At 36.9% G+C, this 22,713-nt stretch carries 25 protein-coding genes and 1 tRNA gene; 10 read left to right on the top strand and 16 right to left on the bottom strand.

Features of this window, described 5'->3' with window-relative positions; all coding sequences use genetic code 11:
- Positions 1 to 46: 46 nt before the first annotated feature.
- From rhaT to EZ428_RS07305, 5 genes are all read left to right on the top strand, one after another.
- Positions 47 to 1,141 (top strand): L-rhamnose/proton symporter RhaT, encoded by a 1,095-nt coding sequence (gene rhaT / locus EZ428_RS07325; protein ID WP_131552507.1) that lies wholly within the window; start codon positions 47 to 49, stop codon positions 1,139 to 1,141.
- A 20-nt stretch (positions 1,142 to 1,161) separates the two neighbouring features.
- A complete protein-coding gene (locus EZ428_RS07320) occupies positions 1,162 to 3,282 on the top strand; it encodes a bifunctional aldolase/short-chain dehydrogenase (RefSeq protein WP_131552506.1) in 2,121 nt (706 codons plus the stop codon).
- Between the two features lie 105 nt (positions 3,283 to 3,387).
- Positions 3,388 to 4,671 carry a sugar isomerase gene (locus tag EZ428_RS07315; RefSeq protein WP_131552505.1) on the top strand — a complete coding sequence of 428 codons (1,284 nt, stop codon included), beginning with the start codon at positions 3,388 to 3,390 and terminating at the stop codon, positions 4,669 to 4,671.
- 10 nt (positions 4,672 to 4,681) lie between these two features.
- A complete protein-coding gene (locus tag EZ428_RS07310) occupies positions 4,682 to 6,061 on the top strand; it encodes an FGGY-family carbohydrate kinase (RefSeq protein WP_131552504.1) in 1,380 nt (459 codons plus the stop codon).
- Positions 6,062 to 6,189: 128 nt separating this feature from the next.
- Positions 6,190 to 7,221 carry a GntR family transcriptional regulator gene (locus tag EZ428_RS07305; RefSeq protein WP_131552503.1) on the top strand — a complete coding sequence of 344 codons (1,032 nt, stop codon included), beginning with the start codon at positions 6,190 to 6,192 and terminating at the stop codon, positions 7,219 to 7,221.
- A 549-nt stretch (positions 7,222 to 7,770) separates the two neighbouring features.
- Here the strand turns inward: EZ428_RS07305 and EZ428_RS07300 are convergent.
- A complete protein-coding gene (locus EZ428_RS07300) occupies positions 7,771 to 8,163 on the bottom strand; it encodes a hypothetical protein (RefSeq protein WP_131552502.1) in 393 nt (130 codons plus the stop codon).
- Between the two features lie 97 nt (positions 8,164 to 8,260).
- The gene (locus tag EZ428_RS07295) at positions 8,261 to 8,665 is read right to left on the bottom strand and encodes a hypothetical protein (RefSeq protein WP_131552501.1); all 405 of its coding nucleotides are present in this window, start codon (positions 8,663 to 8,665) and stop codon (positions 8,261 to 8,263) included.
- A 179-nt stretch (positions 8,666 to 8,844) separates the two neighbouring features.
- Between EZ428_RS07295 and EZ428_RS07290 the strand changes: the two genes are divergently transcribed.
- The 3 genes from EZ428_RS07290 (at position 8,845) to EZ428_RS07280 (ending at position 11,070) form a co-directional block, all read left to right on the top strand.
- Positions 8,845 to 10,005, top strand: coding sequence for a CHASE2 domain-containing protein (locus EZ428_RS07290; protein ID WP_131552500.1), 1,161 nt, complete (start codon positions 8,845 to 8,847; stop codon positions 10,003 to 10,005).
- Positions 9,998 to 10,861: a hypothetical protein gene (locus tag EZ428_RS07285; protein WP_131552499.1), complete on the top strand. Its 864-nt coding sequence runs from the start codon at positions 9,998 to 10,000 to the stop codon at positions 10,859 to 10,861. The genes EZ428_RS07290 and EZ428_RS07285 overlap by 8 nt, the downstream gene beginning before the upstream one ends.
- Positions 10,862 to 10,996: 135 nt before the next feature.
- A tRNA-Arg gene (locus EZ428_RS07280) sits at positions 10,997 to 11,070 on the top strand.
- 71 nt (positions 11,071 to 11,141) lie between these two features.
- Here EZ428_RS07280 and EZ428_RS07275 read toward each other — a convergent pair.
- From EZ428_RS07275 to EZ428_RS07265, 3 genes are all read right to left on the bottom strand, one after another.
- A complete protein-coding gene (locus EZ428_RS07275; RefSeq protein ID WP_131552498.1) occupies positions 11,142 to 11,669 on the bottom strand; it encodes a hypothetical protein in 528 nt (175 codons plus the stop codon).
- A 473-nt stretch (positions 11,670 to 12,142) separates the two neighbouring features.
- Positions 12,143 to 12,553, bottom strand: coding sequence for a hypothetical protein (locus EZ428_RS07270; protein WP_131552497.1), 411 nt, complete (start codon positions 12,551 to 12,553; stop codon positions 12,143 to 12,145).
- Positions 12,554 to 13,046: 493 nt separating this feature from the next.
- Positions 13,047 to 13,349, bottom strand: coding sequence for a hypothetical protein (locus tag EZ428_RS07265; RefSeq protein WP_131552496.1), 303 nt, complete (start codon positions 13,347 to 13,349; stop codon positions 13,047 to 13,049).
- A gap of 52 nt (positions 13,350 to 13,401) precedes the next feature.
- Between EZ428_RS07265 and EZ428_RS07260 the strand changes: the two genes are divergently transcribed.
- Positions 13,402 to 13,746 carry a hypothetical protein gene (locus EZ428_RS07260; RefSeq protein WP_131552495.1) on the top strand — a complete coding sequence of 115 codons (345 nt, stop codon included), beginning with the start codon at positions 13,402 to 13,404 and terminating at the stop codon, positions 13,744 to 13,746.
- Between the two features lie 303 nt (positions 13,747 to 14,049).
- On the opposite strand, the gene EZ428_RS07255 is transcribed toward EZ428_RS07260, so the two are convergent.
- Positions 14,050 to 14,928, bottom strand: coding sequence for a LysR family transcriptional regulator (locus EZ428_RS07255; RefSeq protein WP_131552494.1), 879 nt, complete (start codon positions 14,926 to 14,928; stop codon positions 14,050 to 14,052).
- 77 nt (positions 14,929 to 15,005) lie between these two features.
- Between EZ428_RS07255 and EZ428_RS07250 the strand changes: the two genes are divergently transcribed.
- Entirely contained in the window at positions 15,006 to 16,229 is a 1,224-nt protein-coding gene (locus EZ428_RS07250) for a YbfB/YjiJ family MFS transporter (protein ID WP_131552493.1), read from the top strand.
- 151 nt (positions 16,230 to 16,380) lie between these two features.
- Here the strand turns inward: EZ428_RS07250 and EZ428_RS07245 are convergent, their stop codons facing one another.
- The 10 genes from EZ428_RS07245 to EZ428_RS23955 all read right to left on the bottom strand — a co-directional run.
- The gene (locus EZ428_RS07245; RefSeq protein WP_131552492.1) at positions 16,381 to 16,701 is read right to left on the bottom strand and encodes a hypothetical protein; all 321 of its coding nucleotides are present in this window, start codon (positions 16,699 to 16,701) and stop codon (positions 16,381 to 16,383) included.
- 241 nt (positions 16,702 to 16,942) lie between these two features.
- Entirely contained in the window at positions 16,943 to 17,560 is a 618-nt protein-coding gene (locus tag EZ428_RS07240) for a hypothetical protein (protein ID WP_131552491.1), read from the bottom strand.
- Between the two features lie 129 nt (positions 17,561 to 17,689).
- Positions 17,690 to 18,298: a hypothetical protein gene (locus tag EZ428_RS07235; RefSeq protein ID WP_131552490.1), complete on the bottom strand. Its 609-nt coding sequence runs from the start codon at positions 18,296 to 18,298 to the stop codon at positions 17,690 to 17,692.
- A gap of 153 nt (positions 18,299 to 18,451) precedes the next feature.
- On the bottom strand, positions 18,452 to 19,186 hold the full coding sequence (locus tag EZ428_RS07230; protein WP_131552489.1) for a hypothetical protein: 735 nt from the start codon (positions 19,184 to 19,186) through the stop codon (positions 18,452 to 18,454).
- A 230-nt stretch (positions 19,187 to 19,416) separates the two neighbouring features.
- The gene (locus EZ428_RS07220; protein ID WP_131552488.1) at positions 19,417 to 19,749 is read right to left on the bottom strand and encodes a hypothetical protein; all 333 of its coding nucleotides are present in this window, start codon (positions 19,747 to 19,749) and stop codon (positions 19,417 to 19,419) included.
- On the bottom strand, positions 19,733 to 20,035 hold the full coding sequence (locus EZ428_RS07215; RefSeq protein WP_131552487.1) for a hypothetical protein: 303 nt from the start codon (positions 20,033 to 20,035) through the stop codon (positions 19,733 to 19,735). The genes EZ428_RS07220 and EZ428_RS07215 overlap by 17 nt, the downstream gene beginning before the upstream one ends.
- 137 nt (positions 20,036 to 20,172) lie before the next feature.
- Positions 20,173 to 20,598: a hypothetical protein gene (locus tag EZ428_RS07210; RefSeq protein ID WP_131552486.1), complete on the bottom strand. Its 426-nt coding sequence runs from the start codon at positions 20,596 to 20,598 to the stop codon at positions 20,173 to 20,175.
- Between the two features lie 266 nt (positions 20,599 to 20,864).
- Positions 20,865 to 21,476, bottom strand: coding sequence for a putative glycolipid-binding domain-containing protein (locus EZ428_RS07205; RefSeq protein WP_131552485.1), 612 nt, complete (start codon positions 21,474 to 21,476; stop codon positions 20,865 to 20,867).
- Positions 21,469 to 22,179: a hypothetical protein gene (locus tag EZ428_RS07200; RefSeq protein WP_131552484.1), complete on the bottom strand. Its 711-nt coding sequence runs from the start codon at positions 22,177 to 22,179 to the stop codon at positions 21,469 to 21,471. Before EZ428_RS07200 ends, EZ428_RS07205 begins: the two co-directional genes overlap by 8 nt.
- Before the next feature lie 78 nt (positions 22,180 to 22,257).
- A partial coding sequence (locus EZ428_RS23955; protein ID WP_165501728.1) for a hypothetical protein occupies positions 22,258 to 22,713 on the bottom strand: 456 nt, incomplete at its 5' end.

The following is a 22,713-nucleotide window of genomic DNA, read 5'->3' as shown; positions in this document are numbered from 1 at the left end:
AATTTCAATCAATTTCTACATTAGACAAACCAAATATAAATAATATATGCAAGCAATTTTAGGTGTTTTCTTTCATTTTATCGGTGGCTTTGCCTCTGGTAGTTTTTACATTCCGTACAAAAAAGTTAAAGGCTGGTCGTGGGAAAGTTACTGGATAGTAGGTGGTATCTTTTCATGGTTAATTGTGCCGCCATTGGCTGCTTATTTAACTGTTCCAAATTTTACAGACTTTTTAAGTAGTACAACTGGAAGCGTGCTTTTGTTAACTTATTTCTTTGGTGTTTTGTGGGGTATTGGAGGATTAACCTATGGATTGGGTGTTCGTTATTTAGGGGTTTCATTAGGTAGTTCTATTATTTTAGGACTTTGTATGGTGTTGGGCTCAATATTGCCATCCATTTATTTTGATGTTTTCCCAAAGGAAGGTAAAGACACGTTTACCATGTTTTTAACCACAGATTGGGGGCAGATGGTTTTGTTAGGGCTTTTAGTTTGTGTAATAGGAATTATCATTTGCGGTAAGGCCGGAATGATGAAAGAAAAACAGTTAAAGACCGCTGTTACCGATCCTCATGGCTTAGAGGTTAAAACAGAATACAAATTCGGATTAGGTTTATTTGTAGGTATTGTTTCAGGCGTATTAAGTGCTTGTTTCAATTTTGGTATCGAAGCTGGCAAGCCAATTTCTGATGCAGTAAATACAGTATGGAAAGCGGCTAATCCTACTGAAACTACTAATTTCCTTTATTCGAATAATGTTACTTATATCGTTATCCTTTGGGGTGGTTTAACTACCAACTTTATTTGGTGTATGATTTTAAATGCTAGAAATAAAACTTTTGGAGATTATACCAATGCAAAAACTCCACTGTTAAAAAATTATATCTTTTCGGCATTAGCCGGAACAACTTGGTTCTTACAATTCTTCTTTTATGGCATGGGCGAAAGCAAAATGGGTAACGGTGCAAGTTCTTGGATTTTGCACATGGCCTTTATCATTTTAATTGCAAACGCTTGGGGGCTAATTTTAAAAGAATGGAAAGGTGTGTCAAAAGGTACATTAATTACAATTATAGTAGGTATAGCCACAATTATCCTATCTGTATTAATTGTAGGTTACGGAAATTCAATTAAGGTTTAAAAAAATAAAAATTATATAAAATGTCAATCGATACAAAGAGTTATAAATACGTAAGTTATTTATGGGATGATGAAGAGGCTGCAAAACTAGCAGGTGATGAGGTGGCCTTATTAATTTATCGTTCTAATTTATTAGGTGCAGATTTACGCTTAACCAATTACGGTGGTGGTAATACTTCTTGCAAGTTGCAAGAAAAAGACCCATTAACAGGTTTAGAAACCGAAGTAATGTGGGTTAAGGGTTCTGGTGGCGATTTAGGTACTTTGAAAAAAAGTGGCTTAGCGGCACTTTACGTTGATAGATTAAGAAGTCTTAAAAATATTTATCGTGGTGTAGAACATGAAGATGAAATGGTTGAGTTATTTAACCACTGCATTTTCGATTTAAGTTCTAAAGCACCATCAATCGATACACCACTACACGGGTTTTTACCTTTTGCGCATATAGACCATTTACATCCAGATGCTGCTATTGCAATTGCAGCTGCTAAAGACGGCAAGGCAATTACAGAAAAGCTTTTCAACGGAACAATTGGTTGGGTTGAATGGAAAAAACCAGGATTTGAATTAGGTTTATCGCTTAAGAAATGTTTAGATGAAAACCCAGGCATTAGAGGTATCATGCTAGGTTCTCATGGTTTGTTCACTTGGGGCGATACAGCTTATGAAAGTTACATCAATACTTTAGATGTAATTGAGATTTGCTCTGAATACCTAAATGAAAATTACGGTAAAAAAGGTCCAGTTTTCGGCGGACAAAAAATAGAAAGTGCTACTGAAGATTTACGTAAAAAACAAGCAGCTGCTTTAGCGCCAGTTTTACGTGGTTTATGTTCTTCAAAACAACACATGATTGGTCATTTTACTGATGATGCTAGAGTGTTGGAATTTATTAACTCAAATGATTTAAGTCGCTTAGCACCAATGGGTACCAGTTGCCCAGATCACTTCTTGCGTACTAAGATAAGTCCCTTGGTTTTAGATTTAGCTAGCGATGCTGATTTATCTGATGTTGCTGCTTTAAAAGCAAGTTTAACACCAGCTTTTGAGGCATACAGACAAATGTATACCGATTATTACGAGACTTGTAAACACCCAAATAGTCCTGCAATTCGCGATACCAACCCAGTTGTAATTTTATATCCCGGTATTGGTATGTTTACTTTCTCTAAAGATAAACAAACCGCAAGGGTAGCGGCAGAATTCTATACCAATGCCATTAACGTAATGAAGGGTGCTGAAGCCATTTCAGAATACACCTCATTGCCACACCAAGAAGCATTTAACATCGAATACTGGTTGTTAGAAGAAGCGAAATTACAACGTATGCCTAAGCCAAAACCGTTAACAGGTAAAATTGCCTTGATTACGGGTAGTGCAGGTGGAATTGGAAAAGCAATTGCTAAAAAATTCGTTGCAGAAGGTGGTGTTGTTATTTTAAATGACATGAACGCAGAGCGATTGGAAGAAGCAGGAGCAGAGTTCTTAAAATTATATGGTAAAGATGCTTACAGCACAGCAGTTTTAAACGTAACTAGTGCTGATGATATCCATACCGCTTTTGATTCGGCAGCTTTAGCTTTCGGTGGAATTGACATTGTAATCAATAACGCAGGCTTATCAATCTCTAAATCAATTGCAGATCACGGCGAAAAAGATTGGGATTTATTGTATGATGTATTGGTAAAAGGGCAGTTCTTTGTTACTCAAGCGGCTACTGCAACAATGAAAAAACAAGATATTGGTGGAGACATCATTAACATCGTCAGTAAAAATGCTTTGGTAAGTGGACCAAATAATGCAGGTTATGGCAGTGCAAAAGCGGCTCAGTTACATTTAAGCAGATTAAATGCAGCAGAATTAGGTGCAGATAATATCCGTGTAAATGTGGTAAACCCTGATGCTGTAATTAGCGATAGTAATATTTGGGCAGGTGGCTGGGCAGAAGGTAGAGCAAAAGCATACGGAATTACCGTTGCAGAATTGCCTGCTTATTATGCAAAACGTACCTTGTTAAACCAAATTATATTACCAGAAGATATTGCAAATGCTTGTTTTGCATTTGTAGGTGGCTTGCTAAGCAAATCTACCGGAAACATGCTAAATGTTGATGGTGGCGTAGCCATGGCATTCGCTAGATAATACTCTAATTTCGTCACCCTGAATTTATTTCAGGGTCTTCCCTGCAAAGAAGATGCTGAAATAAATTCAGCATGACGTATTTTTAATTTTAACCAAACCGTACTCATGAATATTGAGAAAAATCAAATAGCACAACACAACGACTCTCTTTCAAGCACTCACCAACAGAGATTTAACAACTTAAAGAGCGAGTGGTCACATATTGATATTGAAGCCATCATTAAAAAACTAGTGGATTTCCAAATTGCTATCCCAAGTTGGGCTTTAGGAACTGGAGGTACACGTTTCGGACGTTTTGCAACAGGTGGTGGCGAACCAACAAACTTGGAGCAGAAGATTGAAGATGTAGGTTTATTACACGCTTTAAATAACTCAAGTGGTGCTATTTCTTTGCACATCCCATGGGATATTCCTCAAAACCCTGATCAGATTAAAAGTCTGGCAGCTGGTTACGGATTAAAGTTCGATGCCGTAAACTCAAATACATTTCAAGACCAACCAGGTTCTCCAGTAAGTTATAAATTTGGCTCTTTGCAACACGTAGATAAAGCGGTTCGCAAGCAAGCTATCGAACATAATATCGAAGTAATTAAACAAGGCGTAGCCCTAGGATCAGAATCTTTAACCGTTTGGTTAGCAGATGGTTCTTGTTTTCCTGGTCAATTAAACTTCAGACAAGCTTTTGAAAATACTTTAAGCAGCTTGCAAGAGATTTATGCAGCATTACCATCAGATTGGAAAATGTTTGTAGAATATAAAGCCTATGAGCCTAATTTCTATTCAACAACTGTTGGAGATTGGGGTCAGTCGTTATTATACGCTAACAAACTAGGCGATAAAGCTTATACCTTGGTAGATTTAGGTCACCACTTGCCAAATGCAAACATCGAGCAAATTGTTTCTTTATTATTAATGGAAGGTAAGTTAGGTGGTTTCCACTTTAACGATTCTAAATATGGTGATGACGATTTAACCACTGGAAGTATCAAACCTTATCAATTGTTCTTGATATTTAACGAATTGGTTGAAGGTATGGATGCAAAAGGTATGGATCACGCAACTGGCTTAGGCTGGATGATAGATGCATCTCACAATGTGAAAGACCCTTTAGAAGATTTATTACAATCAATTGAGGCCATCATGATTGCTTATGCACAAGCTTTATTGGTAGATAGAAAAGCATTGGTAGCTGCACAACAAAACAATGATGTAGTAGCTTGCCAGGAGATTTTACAACATACTTTCCGTAGTGATTTAAGAGCATTAGTGGCTGAAGCAAGATTAAGAGCAGGCGCTGCCTTGTCTCCATTAAATTTATATCGTAGTTTAGCTTGTAGAAAAACGTTAATCCAGCAACGCGGACAAAACACCGTAGCTACTGGTTTATAAGAGAAATAACATGTCTAAACCCGTAATAGCAATATTCGACGTAGGAAAAACCAATAAAAAGTTATTCCTGATTGATGAAGAGTATAACATTGTTTTCGAAAGAGCGGCTCGTTTTATAGAAACAGAAGATGAAGATGGAGAACCTTGTGAAAACTTGGATAGCCTCATCTCCTCTGTTCACGATTCTTTGGCCCAAGTGATGCAAATGAATGAGTTTGAAATTAAGGCGATTAATTTCTCTACTTATGGTGCAAGTTTTGTTTACTTAGATGAAAATGGAGAACCATTAACGCCACTTTACAATTACTTAAAAGCCTATCCAGAAGATTTGCAGAAAGAATTTTATGCTAAATATGGTGGCGAAGAAAAGGTTTCCCTAGAAACCGCTTCCCCAGTTTTGGGTAGTTTAAATTCTGGATTACAGTTATATAGAATAAAGAAAGAAAGACCAGAATTATACAGTAAGATAAAATACGCTCTTCACCTACCACAGTATTTAAGTTATTTAATTACCAATAAAGCAGTGGCTGATATTACCAGTATTGGTTGCCACACTCATTTGTGGGATTTCACCAAAAACCAATATCACCAATGGGTAATTGATGAAGGTTTGGTAGAAAAGTTTGGAGAATTTACGCCTGGTGATTCAAGTTCGGTAAGCGAATACAAAGGGGAGAAGTTTAATGTAGGTGTAGGGCTTCATGATAGTTCTGCAGCCTTAATCCCTTATTTAGCTAATTTTAATACGCCATTTGTATTGCTTTCTACCGGAACCTGGTGCATCGCTTTAAATCCTTTTAATCAAGAGCCATTAACTGCCGAACAATTGAAAAAAGATTGTTTGTGTTACATGCACTTTAAAGGTAAGGCTGTAAAAGCATCAAGGATTTTTGCTGGAAACGAGCATGAACAACAGCTAAAAAGAATTGCTGAGCATTATGATAGGGCCGCTTATCTTTTCAAGCACCTGAAATTTAACCCAGGCTTGTTCTTGAAGTTAAGTACCAAGGTGCTTGAAAATGCCAACCCACAAACAGAATTCATGGCAGTTTCTGCATTTGCAAGTAGAGATCTAAGTCTATTTAAAACAGCAGAAGAAGCTTATCACCAATTGATTTTCGACTTGGTAAAACAGCAAACCTATTCCTTAAAGTTAATTCTAAATGAAGGGGTGAAAAGGATTTTTGTAGATGGTGGTTTTGGTAAAAATGCAATTTATATGCACTTATTGTCAATTGCGTTCCCTCATATAGAAGTTTATGCATCATCTGTTTCGCAAGCTACGGCAATTGGTACGGCATTAGCCATTAACGATGTTTGGAATACCAACCCAGTGCCAACAGATATCATTCAATTGAAATACTATTCGGCCATACAAAGAACCTTGTAATCAGTTTTAATAGCCGAATAGTTAAAAGAATAAACTACAAAAGGAACAAAAGCTGCTTTTGTTAACTTTTGTCCCTTTTGTGGTTCAACAATTTAAATTTCCTTACCTTAGGGAAAATATAAAATACTTTGAAACCAGAAGATTTAATAGCACATATCAGTGTCGATGAGTATTCATCGACACCTAAATATAAGCAGTTAACCAACGCCATCTTATCTGCCATAGCGAGTGGAAAGTTAAAGAAAAACAGTCTTTTACCTTCTATCAACGAGCTAAGTTTCCAATTAGAAATTTCTAGGGATACGGCAGAAAAAGGCTATAGGCACTTGCGTAAGTTAGGTGTGGTAGAATCTGTTCCAGGCAAGGGGTATTTTATCATCAATACAGATTTTGCCAGAACACTAAAGATTTGTTTGTTGTTCAATAAGCTTTCTACACACAAAAAAATCATATACGATTCATTTGTAAAAGCGATTGGCGACCAAGCTGTGATCGATTTTTACATCTACAATAACGACTTCGCCCTGTTTAAAAAGCTGCTGATTAGTAAAAAGAACGACTATTCTCATTTTGTGATTATCCCTCACTTTAACGAGGGGGGCGAGAATGCGCCAGATATCATTAATACCATCCCAAAAGAAAAATTAATTATCCTTGATAAGTTATTACCTGGGGTAACTGGAGAATATGGTGCAGTATATGAAAACTTCTCTCAAGACATTTATGCAGCCTTAGAACAAGCTTTAAGTAAATTATCAAATTATCATACCTTAAAAATCATCTTCCCTAAAGACAGTTATTTCCCTAAAGAAATCTTAACAGGTTTTTATAGGTTTTGCCAGCAATATGCCTTTAACCACAAGGTGATACATAACATTAAGGAAGAAGAAATTAATGTGGGCGAGGTTTACATTAACCTAATGGAGGATGATTTGGTTATTTTAATAGAAAGGTTAATTGCATTGCAATTAAAGATAGGGAAGGATGTAGGAGTGATTTCTTACAATGAAACACCTTTAAAACGCATCATATTAGATGGAGTAACCACCATTTCAACCGATTTTAAGCAATTAGGCGAACAAGCTGCAAACTTAATACTAGAGAATAAGACCGATAAGATAGAAGTTCCGTTCTATTTGAACCTGAGGAATTCTTTGTAATACGTTCCGTCACCCTGAATTAATTTCAGGGTCTGGCTTGCAGGAAAGTTATTTTTGGCCCGCAGATTCGCAGATCAAACCTGGCGTCATTGCCAGCTTCCCGAAGTAAATTCGGGACAAGTGACTGGCAATCGTAATGCATCCAGCCGGATCGGCAAATCTTTACGTATTTCGCTTTAAAGTATAAGCCCGCAGATTCGCAGATTAAACCCGGCGTCATTGCCAGCTTGACTGGCAATCGTAATGCATCCAGTCGGATCGGCTAATCTTTAAGTACTGTGCTTTAGGTTTAGCCGGCAGATTCGCAGATTAAACCCGGCGTCATTGCCAGCTCGTTCCGATAGCTATCGGAAGGCAATCCTAATGTGTTTGCTAGGCAAACTGGAATGCATCCCTGGTTGGTGGCTCACCAACCATTAGTAATTTAATTAAACTTTAGTGTAGTTATTGGTTGGTGAGCCACCAACCAAGGAATAAGTAATGCGCTTGCTAGGATAGGTTCCATCCTTGGTTGGTGAGCCATCCACCAAGGAATAAGTTTTTTTAAAATTACTTCAACGTATAATTCCAAACAGTCCTACAATCGCCACTGGCATTCCATTCCCTGGTACCTCCAGCACTTACTAGATAAACGCTGGTGTACCCATCAGTAGTGGTAACTGTACCATTACCCCAAGGGCTAATTGTGCCTTTATAGTAGCCATCAACATAAACCTTAATGTAGAGACCGGTATAATTATCAAATATGATTTTACAGCCACCCCTGGCTTTTGTTGCGAGCACATCAGCGGTAGGCATCTCCACTTTAATTTTTGGATTTGCTCCCCTAGTTTTTACTGCTGCTACAGATTTAAGTTCAACTTTTTTTGTTTGCTGAGCAAAAACATTACCTGTTACAAACAGCATTATAACAATTAGTGCAATTCGTAAGTTATTTTTCATGATCGTGCATTTTTAAAGATGATATTTAGGCAATTAATTAGGCATAAAAAAGTCCCAACCATTAGGATGAGACTTCTTTATTTGAGAGCGAACTCGTTTATTTCAACGTGTAAACATATGATGTTCTACAATCTCCACTCGCATTCCACTCTCTAGTACCACCCGCACTTACGCAGTAAATAGTAGTATAACCATCACCAACAGTAACTGTTCCTGCACTCCAAGGACTTACAGTACCTTTGTAATAACCATCAACATAAACTTTTACGTAAAGTCCAGTGTAGTTGTCAAACTTAACTGAACAAGCAGCACCACGAGATTTAACTACTGGTTTAGCATCAGAAGCTTGCGCATCTACTTTAATTTTAGGGTTTGCACCTCTAGATTTAACAGCTGCAGTAGACTTAACTTCTACTGTTTTTTGAGCAAACGCACTGGTTGATGAGAATGCTACGGCCATAAATGCGATCATTGCGCATACAAATAAGTTTTTTGTTTTCATTTTTTTGTTTCTTTAAAGTTTAGCTAAAACTACAGCCTATTTCCCCCAAAAAAAATACCCACTTCTAGGTATTTTTGCAGGCTTATTATTAAGTATTTTAGCTTTAAAATTTACCCATAAAAGCTTAAAACCCTATCTTACGGCACAATCTATTTTAATAGCCTTCAAATTAAAACAACATGTTTAAATACCTTTTTAAAAGAGACACCTTATTTGCCACCATTGCCGTATTTATAGTGATGGGCTTTTTCTCTTTTATCCCAATCAATACCCATTTCTTAGATCCTATTCATTTGGCACTGAGCGATTTTGATTATAATGACTTGGCCTATGCCAAAATGCATAAAAATGAAAACACCCCAACAGATACCAATATCGTAATCGTTAATGTGGGTCAAGGTAATAGGCAAGACATTGCAGCCATGATCGCAGCGGTTGATGCACAGCGCCCAAAGGCGATAGGGGTAGATATCTTGTTTAACGACAAAAAAGATGCAGTAGGAGATAGTTTGTTATCAAACCAGTTCAGTACCAATAAAAAACTAATAGGCGCTTATAATATCAATGCACCCGGTGGAAGAGGCTATTTTTACAAACAAAGTGCAAATAAAGGTTTTGCCAATTTTGTAGGGCAGGAGGAAGGCGTAATTAGGCACTTTACACCAATTGAAAAGAAAGAACAAGTGCCGGCTTTTGCTGTAGCCGTATTAAAAGTTGCCGATGCTAAAAGTTATGATGAACTATTAAAACGTAAGCAGACCACAGAAATCATTAACTACAAACGCAAGGCGGATAAATACTTAATTATTGATGGAATGGATCTAATTGCAGGCAAAGCAGTTCCAAGTGTATTTGCCAATAAGATTGTTTTGTTGGGTTATGTTTCAAATGGTGTAAACGACGTGGAAGATAAACACTTTACGCCGATGAACGAGAAATATACGGGTAGAGCATTGCCAGACATGAATGGTGTCTTTATACACGCTAATATCATCAGTATGGCGCAAGATCATGACTATATCCACAGGATGCCAGCTTGGTTAATGTGGAGCATTGCTTTTTTGCTGTGCTGGTTACACATGTCGCTGTTCATTAAAGATTATTTAGATAACCACATTTGGTTCCACTTGTTGGCTAAGATAGCGCAAATCATATCGGCCGTGTTTTTTGTGTATATTGGATTATTGTTCTTCCATCAATTTGATACGCAGATGAACATGACGGCAACCTTGGCGGCCATTATCTTGGCGGTTGATGTATTGTACTTCTACGAGGCATTTGCAACCTGGTTACACAAGAAAAAAGGATATCAAACCATTTTTACGCACAAACATGATTAGTAAAATTTTTAAGCTCCTGCCCATCTTCTTACTTTGTTTCAGCTTGGCTTCATTTGCAGATGACCCAGCTTATGTTGTTTTCTACAACAGTGGCAAGGCAGCTAAAATAGTTTTAGGTAAAGCAGTTATCCTTAAAAAGGGCGACCAGCTTTATAAAACCGATCAAATCTCTATTCCAGATCAAACACAATTGGCCTTGGTTTGCGCTAACTTTTCTGTGGTGCAGTTAAAAACCAAAATGAGTAAATCAGTAAACGATCTGCCTTCTTGTACCAAACAAAGTACCTCTGCTTCTTCGGCTTATTTTAAATACATCTGGAACTCTTTTGCGCATAAACACGTCACACCAGATAAAGACCCAAGGGCTTACATGAAAACTTATGGAGCGGTAAGTAGGGGTAATAGTTATTCGAAATTATATGTAGATACCATTTACTATAACAATGGTCCTTTAAAACTCTATTGGAAACAAGGCAGAATTGCCGAAGTTGAGGTTTATAACTCAGCACAAGATGGCGATGTGATTTTTAAAAGCAAGGCAGCCAAATACGCCAAGCTCGATTCTATTGCCTTAAAACTAAAAAAAACAGGCAAATATTACTGGGACTTGAAAGGTGAGCAAAGTGCAAATAAAAAGGTATTTATCTTTTTAAATGCTGTGACTTATCAAAAATTACGTAACAAGGTTTTGGCTAATGTGATAAGCACCACACCTGCAGAAACTGCCTATTTAAAAGCATTCATGCTAGAGGAAAACCATTTGTTAACGGATGCTGCCTATTATTATAAACAAGCTACCCAACTGGCACCAAGCAATGCCGCTTATGCCGCTAGTTATGCTAAATTTCTTCCCTAATTGGCTATAAATCAATATCAATAGCTTTTTAGGCTAGTTAAATGGCTGATAATTTTAAAAATATTTTATAATTATCCTTCAGAAATTATATCTTTGCACCATTAAACGGAGTAATTTATTGTTTTGTTTAATTATGCATCCATAGCTCAGCTGGATAGAGCACCGGTTTTCTAAACCGTAGGTCATAGGTTCGAATCCTATTGGGTGTACAAATATTGTTGACAAGTATCTACCGGCATTGTCAAAAAATTCAAAAGTCATTCAATTCTGAATGACTTTTTTAGTTACCATAATAGTTTTCTGTTCCAATCCCAATTGTCATGAAGTTTTTGGAAAATGCCAAGTCTTCCAGAAGTTGATCTAATTGTCCTAAATTTTTTCCTTCAGCTTTAACTTGATTAATACTTTCTTCAACTTCAGCATCCGTAAAATCTCTATAGACACCTACTGATAGATTCACAAATGCACAGGAATGACCAAAACCACCTTCATCATCTATTTCTCCATCGTTTTTTGTTGATAGCAATTCTACGAGATTCTCTGCTCCAATTTGAAAAGGATTAATGCCGTATAATGAAAGCTCTGTTTTTTCGGGATATGGTCCATAGATAAATTCAATAAAATTGACACCTATTTCATCGAAGTCAATCCTAAGCTCATAACTATCATAAAATGATCGACTGATATCTGAATATTGAGACGGCTTTCCTAGAATATTATCAACCGATGATTTTGATTGCCCAAAAATTATTTCTCCAATATTCTCAATTGATATTCCTTTTAAGGGCTTGAGTTCTATTTTGATCATTTTATTACCTCAGTTTTTCATTGTTTTAATAAAGATAAATTATTTGGGTCGAAAACTATACAATTGGGTCCTAATTAAACTCCTCAAATGCTGCGACAAGCCTCAAATCTTCCAATAATTGGTTCGAACTAGATACTACTGCGTGTACAAATACTAGTCTGTCATCCTGAGCTTGTCGAAGGAGGATTGTCAAATACAAAGAAAAGCCAATAGAGATATTGGCTTTTTTGATTCTATAGTTTTTTTGCTCACACCTCGATGGAGTAGAGGTCCCCAGTCTCGATATCTATCTGAATCTTTGAGAACAAGGAGAATTTTTTAAACCAACAGGCATCTCCTAAAACTTTATATTTCTGATTGATGAGAATTTGACTACTCGATTTAGGCATTTGAATGAAAAAGTCAAGCTACGCTCAATAATTTCGCCAGACGGGCGCTAAATAAATCAGTGGGTACTCTAAACCATAAGCAAATTATTTTGCTACGAGTTTTCTATTCTTATAATTGTCAAACAAATTAGCAAGACCAGCTTCAGAGAATAATTTAAAAGCATATCTCATTTGATCACTATTGCTTTTTCTCTCAAATATTTTCGTCATCATTCTCCTTTCGTCTTTCTCAAGCGTTTCGATTTTATTCTTTAGAAAATATAGTAGGTAAGCTTCCTCATAAGATTCAAGGGAATGTGCATTTTCGGGTTTCCATGCTTTTGTTAACTCAGGTAGATGATTGAGCTTATTATAAAGCTGTTCCTGGTTTTTCATCAGTATAGTTTCTAACTTTTTTTCAACTTGACGTTGTCTAACTATATTATAGACCACATAAACTAATTGGATTACTGCTAATGTAGCAGCAAACACATAAATGAGTATTTCATTGAACATTTATATTCCCCCTTATAGTAAAAATTGTATAAAACCAACATTCTTCATTTTCGTTAATGTGTCTTTGATAACGTTCAATAATCGAGCCTAGTATTAAAATATACATCAATATAGCTGGAATATCCCACGGACCTGCTATATTGTTCTTGTCAACTGAACCATACATTCCCCCAGCTAAGAATCCAAACATAATACAAATGATCGATACGACTCGGAACTTTGTCCCAAATGCAATACTAAATGAATAAACGCTAAAAGCAATAACAATAGATCTATCAAAAAGTTGACAGCATGGCTGCGAATAAAAATATTCGAACATAAACGGAGTCAAAGGTAAAGCTACGTTTATCAAGACACTAGAAATGAAGTTCGACCAGTTATTTTGAGTATGAGTTGCGATAGTGTTAATATTTAGATAATCTAATATAGTTATAATATTGGTATTAAAAACATTGTTAGTAGTAATGTTTAAATACTTACAAGAAGTCCAAACTTAATATACCTCACAATTTTTACCTTCAAAGCTTCCCTTATAGTGGAATATCCCATTGTACAGGTGCAAACCATCCTCATCTTTATACATCTTCCACACCTCACTTTCCTTCCTGTAATCGATACCCAACTGATTCAAAACTGATTTAACCATACTCGGAAACACAATATCCCTATTCGCCAAGTAGTTTTTACAATCTGAGCAATCACAGTCTTCTGCACTACCATTTGCAACAGATGCATATGTTGTTAAGGTAGCTTCGCGGTCTACAGTTAAAGACCAGTCTTTGAATATGATGACCATAAAACAATAGCTTAGTTAATATTCTTCCTCTTGCGAGTAAACTCGCCAAGATATGATAACCCCTATAACCAATCCGATGAAGAGTGATGTAATGCTAACCCCGCCATCTAATATCTCATACGCTGTGTCCCCAAACAATGCAATCCCTAGCGCCATTAATAAAATCGCTATCCATAAAATAGCTATCCCACACGAAGCTTTAATTTTGTGGCTAGGAGCGATTAAACCAGCAGCTAGTATGGTGCAAATTGTAGATGTTAGAATTACTAATGTCCGCTTTATACCAGTTACAAGAGCGCCGTCTAACTGTGTTTTGAGCACAGTTGTAGAAAACCACTCCAGCAGTATGGCTATCCCCAGACAAACGGGAATAACCAATATCCAGCGAATTACGTAGAGCGCTTTAGATTGCATAATTTTTATGTTATTGATAACACAGCTGAAGATATTGATTATCCATATTGAATGCAAAAATGAAGGAATAATTGTAAATGAAAACGGCCAATTTCATATAAATGATTTTTTAGTCTCAACTATTTACTGGATTTTCACAATGCACATTCACGCTGCGCTTAAGATTTGCGGCAAATGGGGGCTTCAGCTTTATCGCTTATGATTTATGGCGCAAATTTGAGCAATTGGTTATTCATCATAGAGACGCTAGGGTAGGCAACAAGCCTGCCTTTCGCAGGGCTTATCGTCAGGCCTTGTAGCCGTCGGTGATAGACCCGTAGAACTTGGTATAGGCACTGCTCATCCCAACGTCGTTTCTTTTTACGAATACGGTGGCCATTTGCGAAACATGTTGGGGAAGGCTAAATACTTTAAGGCTCTTATATTGATAAAGTCTTTCGATCAGGGCAACAGGCAGTAGGGTCACGCCCAGGTTCTTTTCAACTGCGTTCAATATGCCTTCCAGTGTATCCATCTCGATCAGAGAGATCTTACTTACTGGCCAGTCTTTTGTAATTCGCTCGGCAAGTCTGCGATATGAACAACCATCGCTAAAAACGATCAGCTTCAGTTTCCGGCCGCTTTGTTGAAGTTTTTCGTAAGAGGTGATTAGTGAGGAGGCAACGATGCCAAGTTGCTCTGTTAAGATCGGCTGCGAAGAAAGGCGGGGGTCGGTGATATCGCCCGCTACAAAAGCGCCGTCCAATTGGCATGATAATACTTGTTTGACCAGGGCAGCCGAGGTACCTGTCTTCAACTTGAATTCCACATCGGGATAGGTTTCACCGAAATGCTGTAATATCCCAGGAACCCGTAATGCAGCTGTGGTATGGATACAGCCTATCCTAACCACGCCTTTGACCAACTGTTCGCCACCATTGATCGCAGTCTTTGTCTGTTCGATCATCAATAAGATCTGTTTGGCCGTTTTTAATAATTCCGCACCGGCATCTGTCATTTGAATCGAACGGGATGTGCGTGCGAAAAGTGTGGCATTAAACTCCGTCTCCAGCATCTTAATCCTAGCGGTAACGTTGGACTGCACAGTGTGTGTTGCCTCCGCAGCTTTACTGAAGCTGCCATGTTCGGCGACTGCCTTGAAAATCAACAAGTCATTTATCTGCATAATTAATCATTAATAGTGATACAAATGTATCATTATTAATTGTTTTTAATGTTTAATTAAGGGAATTACCTTTGATTATGGAATTAGCAATCAAAAAAAAATCGCGAAGAAGTTTCGCAATACCTGCACTGACAGGCTTTGTCACTTTGCTTATCAGCAATGGCATCGGACGATTTGGATATCCGCCACTTATCCCAACGTTGGTTAATGAGAAATGGTTTACAGTTGCCCAGGCAGACTATCTTGGCGCCGGAAATCTTACGGGATATATCATCGGCTCTATGGCGGGAACTTTCCTTAACAGGTATGTAAGGTCTGTTACGCTCATCCGTACCATGTTATTGCTGGTTGCAGTGTCTTTTATCACCTGTGCCTTTCCGCTCGCCTATCCGTTGTATTTCATGATCCGCTTACTGGCCGGCTTTGGAGGTGGTGTGATCATGGTCATTGCCGCGCCCACGATATTTAAACATACGGCTCCCGAGCGAAAAGGTTTGGTAGGCGGCATTATATTTTCCGGTGTAGGTATCGGTATTGCACTTGCCGGCACGCTTATACCTTTTTTAGTTAGTCAGGGATTGGAAATGACCTGGTTTGTTTTCGCTGCTATAGCGTTTATCTTAACTTTATTGGTCTGGAAAGGCTGGCCCGAGGGGAGTAATGAAAAACACCTACATATACCCTCGCATCGTCAAAGTTCCAACAGGGGAATGCTATGGTCAGGGGCTATCATCTTTCTCCTTCTTTCCTATGCCTGTAATGCGGTTGGATTTGTTCCTCATACTGTTTTCTGGGTAGATTTTGTTAGCCGGGGACTTCACCGGGGAATTGAGCAGGGTACACGTTTTTGGGTACTGTTGGGTCTAGCTGCAGCCTGTGGACCGGTGTTGACTGGCATAGTTGCAGATAAGATCGGATTCGCAAAAAGCATTCGCATTAGTCTGTTGGTTAAAGCGGTCGGTGTAATTTTGCCACTGGTATCCACCGCAACGTGGAGTTTAGCGTTATCTAGCGTATTCGTTGGTAGTCTGGCGCTGGGCATCAGCTCGCTGGCTGCTGGCCGGACCGCTGAATTAGCGGGGCCTCAGCACCAAAAACAGGTTTGGAGCACTATGACGATTGTATTTTCCATTACGCACGCGGGTGCGGCATACCTATTGTCATTTCTTTTTTCCATTAAACATTCCTATGCACTGCTTTTTGAGATTGGTGCGGCCACGCTACTCGTTGGCAGTATACTTGATTATTTGTCATCTCGGTTCGGAAAACCGGCAGCTTTGAAGACCATGAAAGCCTATTGATTTAACAACCTTCTAAAAATTATACAGCAGCTATTGAGGATTCAGAAATTGCTTCGATTAATGATTGCCTCAACCGCCAAATTATAACATTCGGATTTCAGCCACTTCCATCTGTGTTCGTTCTCCGTACATTTGGGTCGAATCGATGGCGTCAATTTAATGGCTTGAAATTTAAACATGGGTTTAACTTGTTGATAGTTATATTTCCATTTAATAATGATAATACGAAAGTCGGAGTTTTGTAGTCGCAGGATAAGGAATCAATAGTTTTCTTATCTGCATTTTCTGGAATGACAACGCCAAAAGAACCATTACTTTTTAATTGGTAGGTAATAATTGTATCAGTTCCAAGTGCCTTTTGTCTCGCCACTAGGGATTTCAATTTTTTTGAAACAAGTTTTTCATTATTTTCTTCTTGTGCAATCGCTAATGAAGATATGCTAATTAAAATTATTGAAATATACATTTTCATAAACACAGGATGAAGATTATAAACTTAATCCATAAAAAACTTTAGCAGGTGAGTATTGGTTATGGTACGTTCGGGCAATTTTCGTTAACCGCCATGTATTGCACCTAACGTTTCGGGGCTTTGCGATGGTGGGGCAATCGAAGCACAAATCTTCAATTTTGTACAAAAGTTGAACCGAAGAACTACTGTTGAAATTTGCAGTTTCGCCCCACTATTGCAAAACCCTTGTTATAGGCAGTTTTTATTTGATTTCCAGTTCTTTAATTACTTTTATAAGTTTGTCTCTGTTTTTACTTGAAGTCATCCAAACTGGAAGCTTTTCAACCATTGTCCAATGAGTTCGACTATTTCTTTCTCGTAATTCAGCAAATATGTATGATTTTAGATATTCTAAATGTTCATAATTAAATGCCCAAAAAGTATAATTTTTGAAATTTGAACTTATCCAAAGTGGAAGCCCAAAATAACTTTCAGTTTCTTTGCCTCTGCTTGAAAACAACCATTCTTGGGAAATGTTTCTGGGTTCATAATCTTGCGTTATTCCACAATTTTTACATTTAACAGCTATTTTCTCTTTTTTCTCGTTCACATTCGGAATTGTCAAATTAATTTCAACCGCACAATTTGAACAATTGCATTTCAGTTCAACTCGATAAGTCTCTTTCCGTCCTCTCTGTGAAAAATGACAACTGGGGCAAGATAAAACTCTTTCAGACCAGTATGAATAGGGCGTTTCTTTTTTTACAACAGCTCTTTTACTACATTTTGGACACTCCACAAATATTTCATTTTGAAAATTGTTAAGCGTATAATTTTCGTCTTTAAATCTATTGTCAGTATTTGAAGTTTCTGTTGTCATAAAATTGACGCTAACGTTCCGCGGCTTGGCGAATGGTGGCGGTTAAGTGAAATTACTAAAAGATTAGCAAGGTTGTAGAAGAGTTTTCCGACACTTTTGCCAAACTTATGCTCGTAGCAGACTTTCTTTCTAAGCAACTTGCACAATTCTGCAATTTTCACAGTCTGGACTTGTTTTAACAAAGTCTGCTATTGAGTTTTTAATATCGTTAAATGATTCTCCATAAAAATACAAACCTGTCTCGGTATTACCTTGCCAATGTCGAATTACTTCACTCTTAATATTTGCTAATTTTATAATTTCGTTTGCAAATGCTTCTGTGTCGGAATTTTTATAGACTTCATCTGATAAATTAACCCCGTCTAAATATATTGCAAGTCCTTCATTTATTCCAAATGGAATTTTCTCGCCAGTTTTTTCAATGAGTAAATTTGATCCTTTTGGTGCTCCCAATTCTTCAAGTTTTACTATAATTTCTTTTACTATTTCATGATCTACCTCATCTCTGTTTAAGCAAATCTCAATATCGCAGAATGCAATTTCTCCATTTTCTTCCGAACCTGTTCCGCCGCCAGTTACTTCTCCATAATATTTTAATTTCAAAAATTCGTCTAATGGGTCTTCGTAAATATCTCCTCTGTCAATCGGCATTACTTTGTCGTTGAGAGTTGCTACAATATAGTTTCCCGTAGGTTCTTCCTTTTTAGAAAATAATTTGTTAAACAGTTTTTTTAGCATAGGGGTGTTTTTTTAAGCTTGCTACCAACGTTGAAGCATTGGCGTTGTGGCGGTTTTGATAAAATTACTAAAAGATTGGAAAGGTTTGAGAAGAATTCTCCGCCACTTTCGCCAAATCGCTGTTAATGGCAGTTTCTAAAACCTTTATGTCTACTAAAACTTCCACCAAGGTTTGCTTATTTTTCTATCTATCGCTGCATGAAGTATATAATATTCATTGGTTTTAAGTTTATTAATATTGCTTTGCCAATCTGCAAATGGATAGTCATTTAATGAATAGATTTCTAAATACTTGCCAACTCGTTCAAATCTATCCAATTCATCAATAAAATATTTATCATCGTTTGGGACACCTTCTTCATCCAAATCATTATTGTCAAATGCATCCCAATAACCCTCATTTAAAATTGAGTCTAATGAGTCTGAATTTTTGCCATATGGAAGTATTGATGAAAATGATTTTGGTTCGTGTCGTTGGGAAATAATTTCTTGTCTAGAAGCTGGCTGATTAAGAAAATATTGATAATTACTATTATAGCCATCTATCGAATTTCCCATATTTTCTAGATTGTAAATCAATGCATCATCGTCATGGAAATGAAATGACAATGCAGATGTTTTAAGAGAAGAACTTAGCTTGTTTGTAAGGTCATAAAGATAAAATGGATTGTCAATTTTTACATTCAATTCAATAATCGTAATCCAGTCTCCATGTTTATCAGTGATGAGATAATAAACCCCACTTTCATTATTGGAAATAGCATCGCTAATTTCTCCTATTTGGTTGAATTTTGAAAGCCCTCTTGAACTTAATTCCTTTGTCAATGCATTAATAATATCTTGTTGGTCAGTTTTATATACATGTAAAACCGTCGTAAATAGTCCCATTGGTTATTTTTTTTATGTAATCTTAAAACTTTTAGTTCGGTTATTTAGGATTTGGTTTAGCAATGGGATAGGTGTGCACCCAGTATTACGCCTAACGTTTTGGCGCTTGGTGAAGGTGGCGCTTTTCACCACAAATTTTGATGCGGAGAACCAAACTTTGATTAACCACAACTGTGTCTGCGGATCACTGAACCGACACTTTTGCCAAACGCCTGTTATAGCCAGTTTTTCTATTTGTTGTTCCCGCTGTCATAAATACTTGGGTTCAAAACTTTCTCAAGGTCGTCAATTTCAAGCAAGTCTTGAATAGTTTGTTCAATGCATTCTCTCGTTAATTCTTTTACAAACAAGTCAGGCGGTTTTTGATAAAGTCCATTTAAATTTTGTCCTGTTTTCTTGTCTTGGTCAATAGCGGTTTGTAAAAACTTGTATGTCCAAACGTTAATTCCATAATGCCTTCCGTCTTCCAAGTCAACGTGAATATTACAATACTCGTTTTCAATGTTCCAATTTTTAGGGTCAACTTCTTCAAATTCTAACCACAATTTAAATTTCTCCTCCATTGTCTGTTTTCCAATTAAAATTTAATGCTCCACATTCTGGACAACTCATATATTCTTCGTCAAGGTGGTCAAATTTACAACGGTTACATTGCCCGTAAATTTTGTTAATGTGAGTTACAATATATTTTGCGTCCCTGTGGCTAAGTTTAAAATTATCAATAATGTATTTTGTCGAATGAAGAGGTGATTGAACTGTCAACGCCATTAACTTGCTCTTTTCTGCAATAGCAAAATCTGGAATATCAATTCCTTCTTTTGGTAAACAATTTTTACATTTTACAATCATTCTAAGTGTCGTTCTAAAATTGCCTATAACGTTCCGCGGCTTGGCGAATGGTGGCGGTTAAGTGAAATTACTAAAAGATTAGCCAAGGTTGGAGAAGAATTTTCCGCCACTTTTGCCAAGGCGCTGTTAGGCGACGTTTAATCATCTTTGTGAATATTGAGATTACTCCAGATGATTTTTCTGTCAAACATTGTATAGCGAATAAAATGATTATAGATGCTTGGCACATGAAAATGGGGCTCTAAAGTCAACCACCAAGTTTTATTGTCAGGTTTTAAAGAAACGGCTGTAAAAAAATACATTTCCTTTAACTGCTCAATGCTTTTTGGAGAGTCCAATTTGCTTTCAGTTAAGAATAATATGTTATATAGCTTATCAAGAATATTTGGATAGTCCAAAGCAAATTCTTCAATAGATTTTATTTTGAATGAAATATCCTCTTCCTTACTGTCTGCTGCTATTGAAAGTTCGACTTTGTTTTCGGGCGAAATATTGTCTGCCATTCCAAACCATACTTTGTCTCTTTCAATAAAATGTAGTTCTCCAAATGGTTCTATTATCATAATTAAACTATTGTCGACATAAAGGTGTCAGTGGGGGGTCTAAGACTTAACAATACAATTTCTAGGTATGCACGCAGAATGACGCCTAACGTTTCGGGGCTTTGCGATGGTGGGGCAATCGAAGTACAAATCTTCAATTTTGCACAAATGTTCAATCGAAGAAATACCGTTGAACTTTGCAGTTTCGCCCCACTATTGCAAAACCCTTGTTAGCAGCAGCCGTTTTGTCCATCCTTTAAATGTTTCATAAATTTTCTGTCATTTGGTTATGTGTCTATGGTTGTCATTCGCTTAAATAAAGTCGGGTAAAAAATTACAAGCCCAAATTCGTCCACATCAATGTCCGCTGCAAAATCATTTGGGATATTTTCATATCGATAATTAATGTCAGAATTTTTTCGGTATTTCTGTTTTACGGGTTCTATTATTTGTTCCAAAATGTCAATATAGATTACGTTGATTTCTTTTTCCTGACTGTCGTTTAAACGTAGATTTTTGATTGGTAGCGTGTTCGTAAATGGTGAAAGAGAAGTATCTATAAAGTCAAAGTTGGTAAATTGAGTGTTCGTTTTTCCGTTTATTTTCCATTCGTTATTATTTTTCACTCCATTGATTTTTTTCTTGCTGTTATTGATTTCAAATTCTATTTCAAAGTTGAAAACTTTCCATTCTTTGTCAATATTCAAACTGTATTCAACTAAGTAAGTTTTGTCTTTAAAAGTTCCAATTATTTTCGATTTTACAAGAATTGCGTCTTTGTTTTCAGATAACTGAAAATATTCAAGTGAGTTATAAAAAATTCCTTTCCAAATAATTGTTTTCATCGTAGACGAGTGTTTCATACGGTTGCTGCTGTTATAGGCTGGCATTCTATCCATTGTCCATTGGTTTGTCAAGCTTTCTAAAATTCCAATTCTTTTTTATTGTCTTACCTGTCGCAAATTCTTTAAGCCATATCTCTTTAAATTTCGGGTTTAAATTCGAGTTGTCGGGTAGATAAGTCAGAATATGTTGTGAGGACAAATAGAACTGAATAAAGTTTCCAATGTCTGGTCTATAGAAATTACCTAAAATACCTAAACTGTCTTTAAGGTCGGATAGATACTTGAATTTTTCAAATGGGTCGTTGGTCGTAAACAATTCCTTTGAGGGAATACCTTCAACAATGATTTGGTCTTGTCCGTGATTGTCAAATGCCGAAATGCGGACGGAAGCATTTTTGAATTTAGTAAAGTCAACTCTGTAATATTTAGAAGTGTCAATTTGTATGTCGCAAGGAAAGTCTTTTTTAAAGTTCTCGAAGCGACTTATGGAAAGTTTGATACTGTCAATGTTGTCAAAATAAAAGCAACTGTAACTATAAAAACCGCTGTCTGGGTTGTTAGAGTGTTTGGTGAAAATATCTGCTTCACCACGATGTCCAAAACCCCATTCGTAAAATGTCCTGATACTTAAAGTGTCGAGCTTCTCAGTAATATTTACAGCCTTAACTTCAATATTCTTGTCCGAAAATTGAGGGTCTGAACAAGCAAAAAATGCAGTCAGAATGATTAGGGTCAATATTGATGTGCAGTGTCTCATTATGCTTGCATATAACGTTTCGGGGCTTGCCGAAGGCGGGGCTTTCATATCACTAACCTTTCAAGCTATTACTAATTTTTATTCGAAGCCGAAAAGTTTCTTTAACCACAACTGCCCCGTTTTTGGCAAGGTGCTGTTATGTGCTGTTTTTCTTTCGGTCATTAGTTCATATATTTTATCAAATTCTGTCGATAGTTCAAGATACTTGTCACTCCAACCGTTTGACATTGAAAGCTCTTGATATGTGCAAGTTGGCAAAAACTCAACATGTACTTTTTCAAGTGTTTGAAAGTTATAGTTTTCAATTTTTTCAATGTCTTGATTTAGTTCGTCTAAAAACTTGTCCGCATTATCAAAGCCCGCCCAAACTGTATCCGTGTCTTTTGAAATGAACGCTTTGATTTGTTTTAATATTCCTGCAACTTTCTGAAAGTCTTTGTAATACTCAATTCTGCTTGTAAATAAGTCAAAACTTTCAATGTCACAGTTGTCCTTGAGTTTTGTTATTGTTTGGTCTATGTATGTCTGAGCTGC

The sequence above is a fragment of the Pedobacter frigiditerrae genome (assembly GCF_004331645.1).
Taxonomy (GTDB): Bacteria; Bacteroidota; Bacteroidia; order Sphingobacteriales; family Sphingobacteriaceae; genus Pedobacter; species Pedobacter frigiditerrae.
Note: the sequence above shows the minus strand (reverse complement) of the source record. Positions and strands in the feature narration are given on the sequence as shown.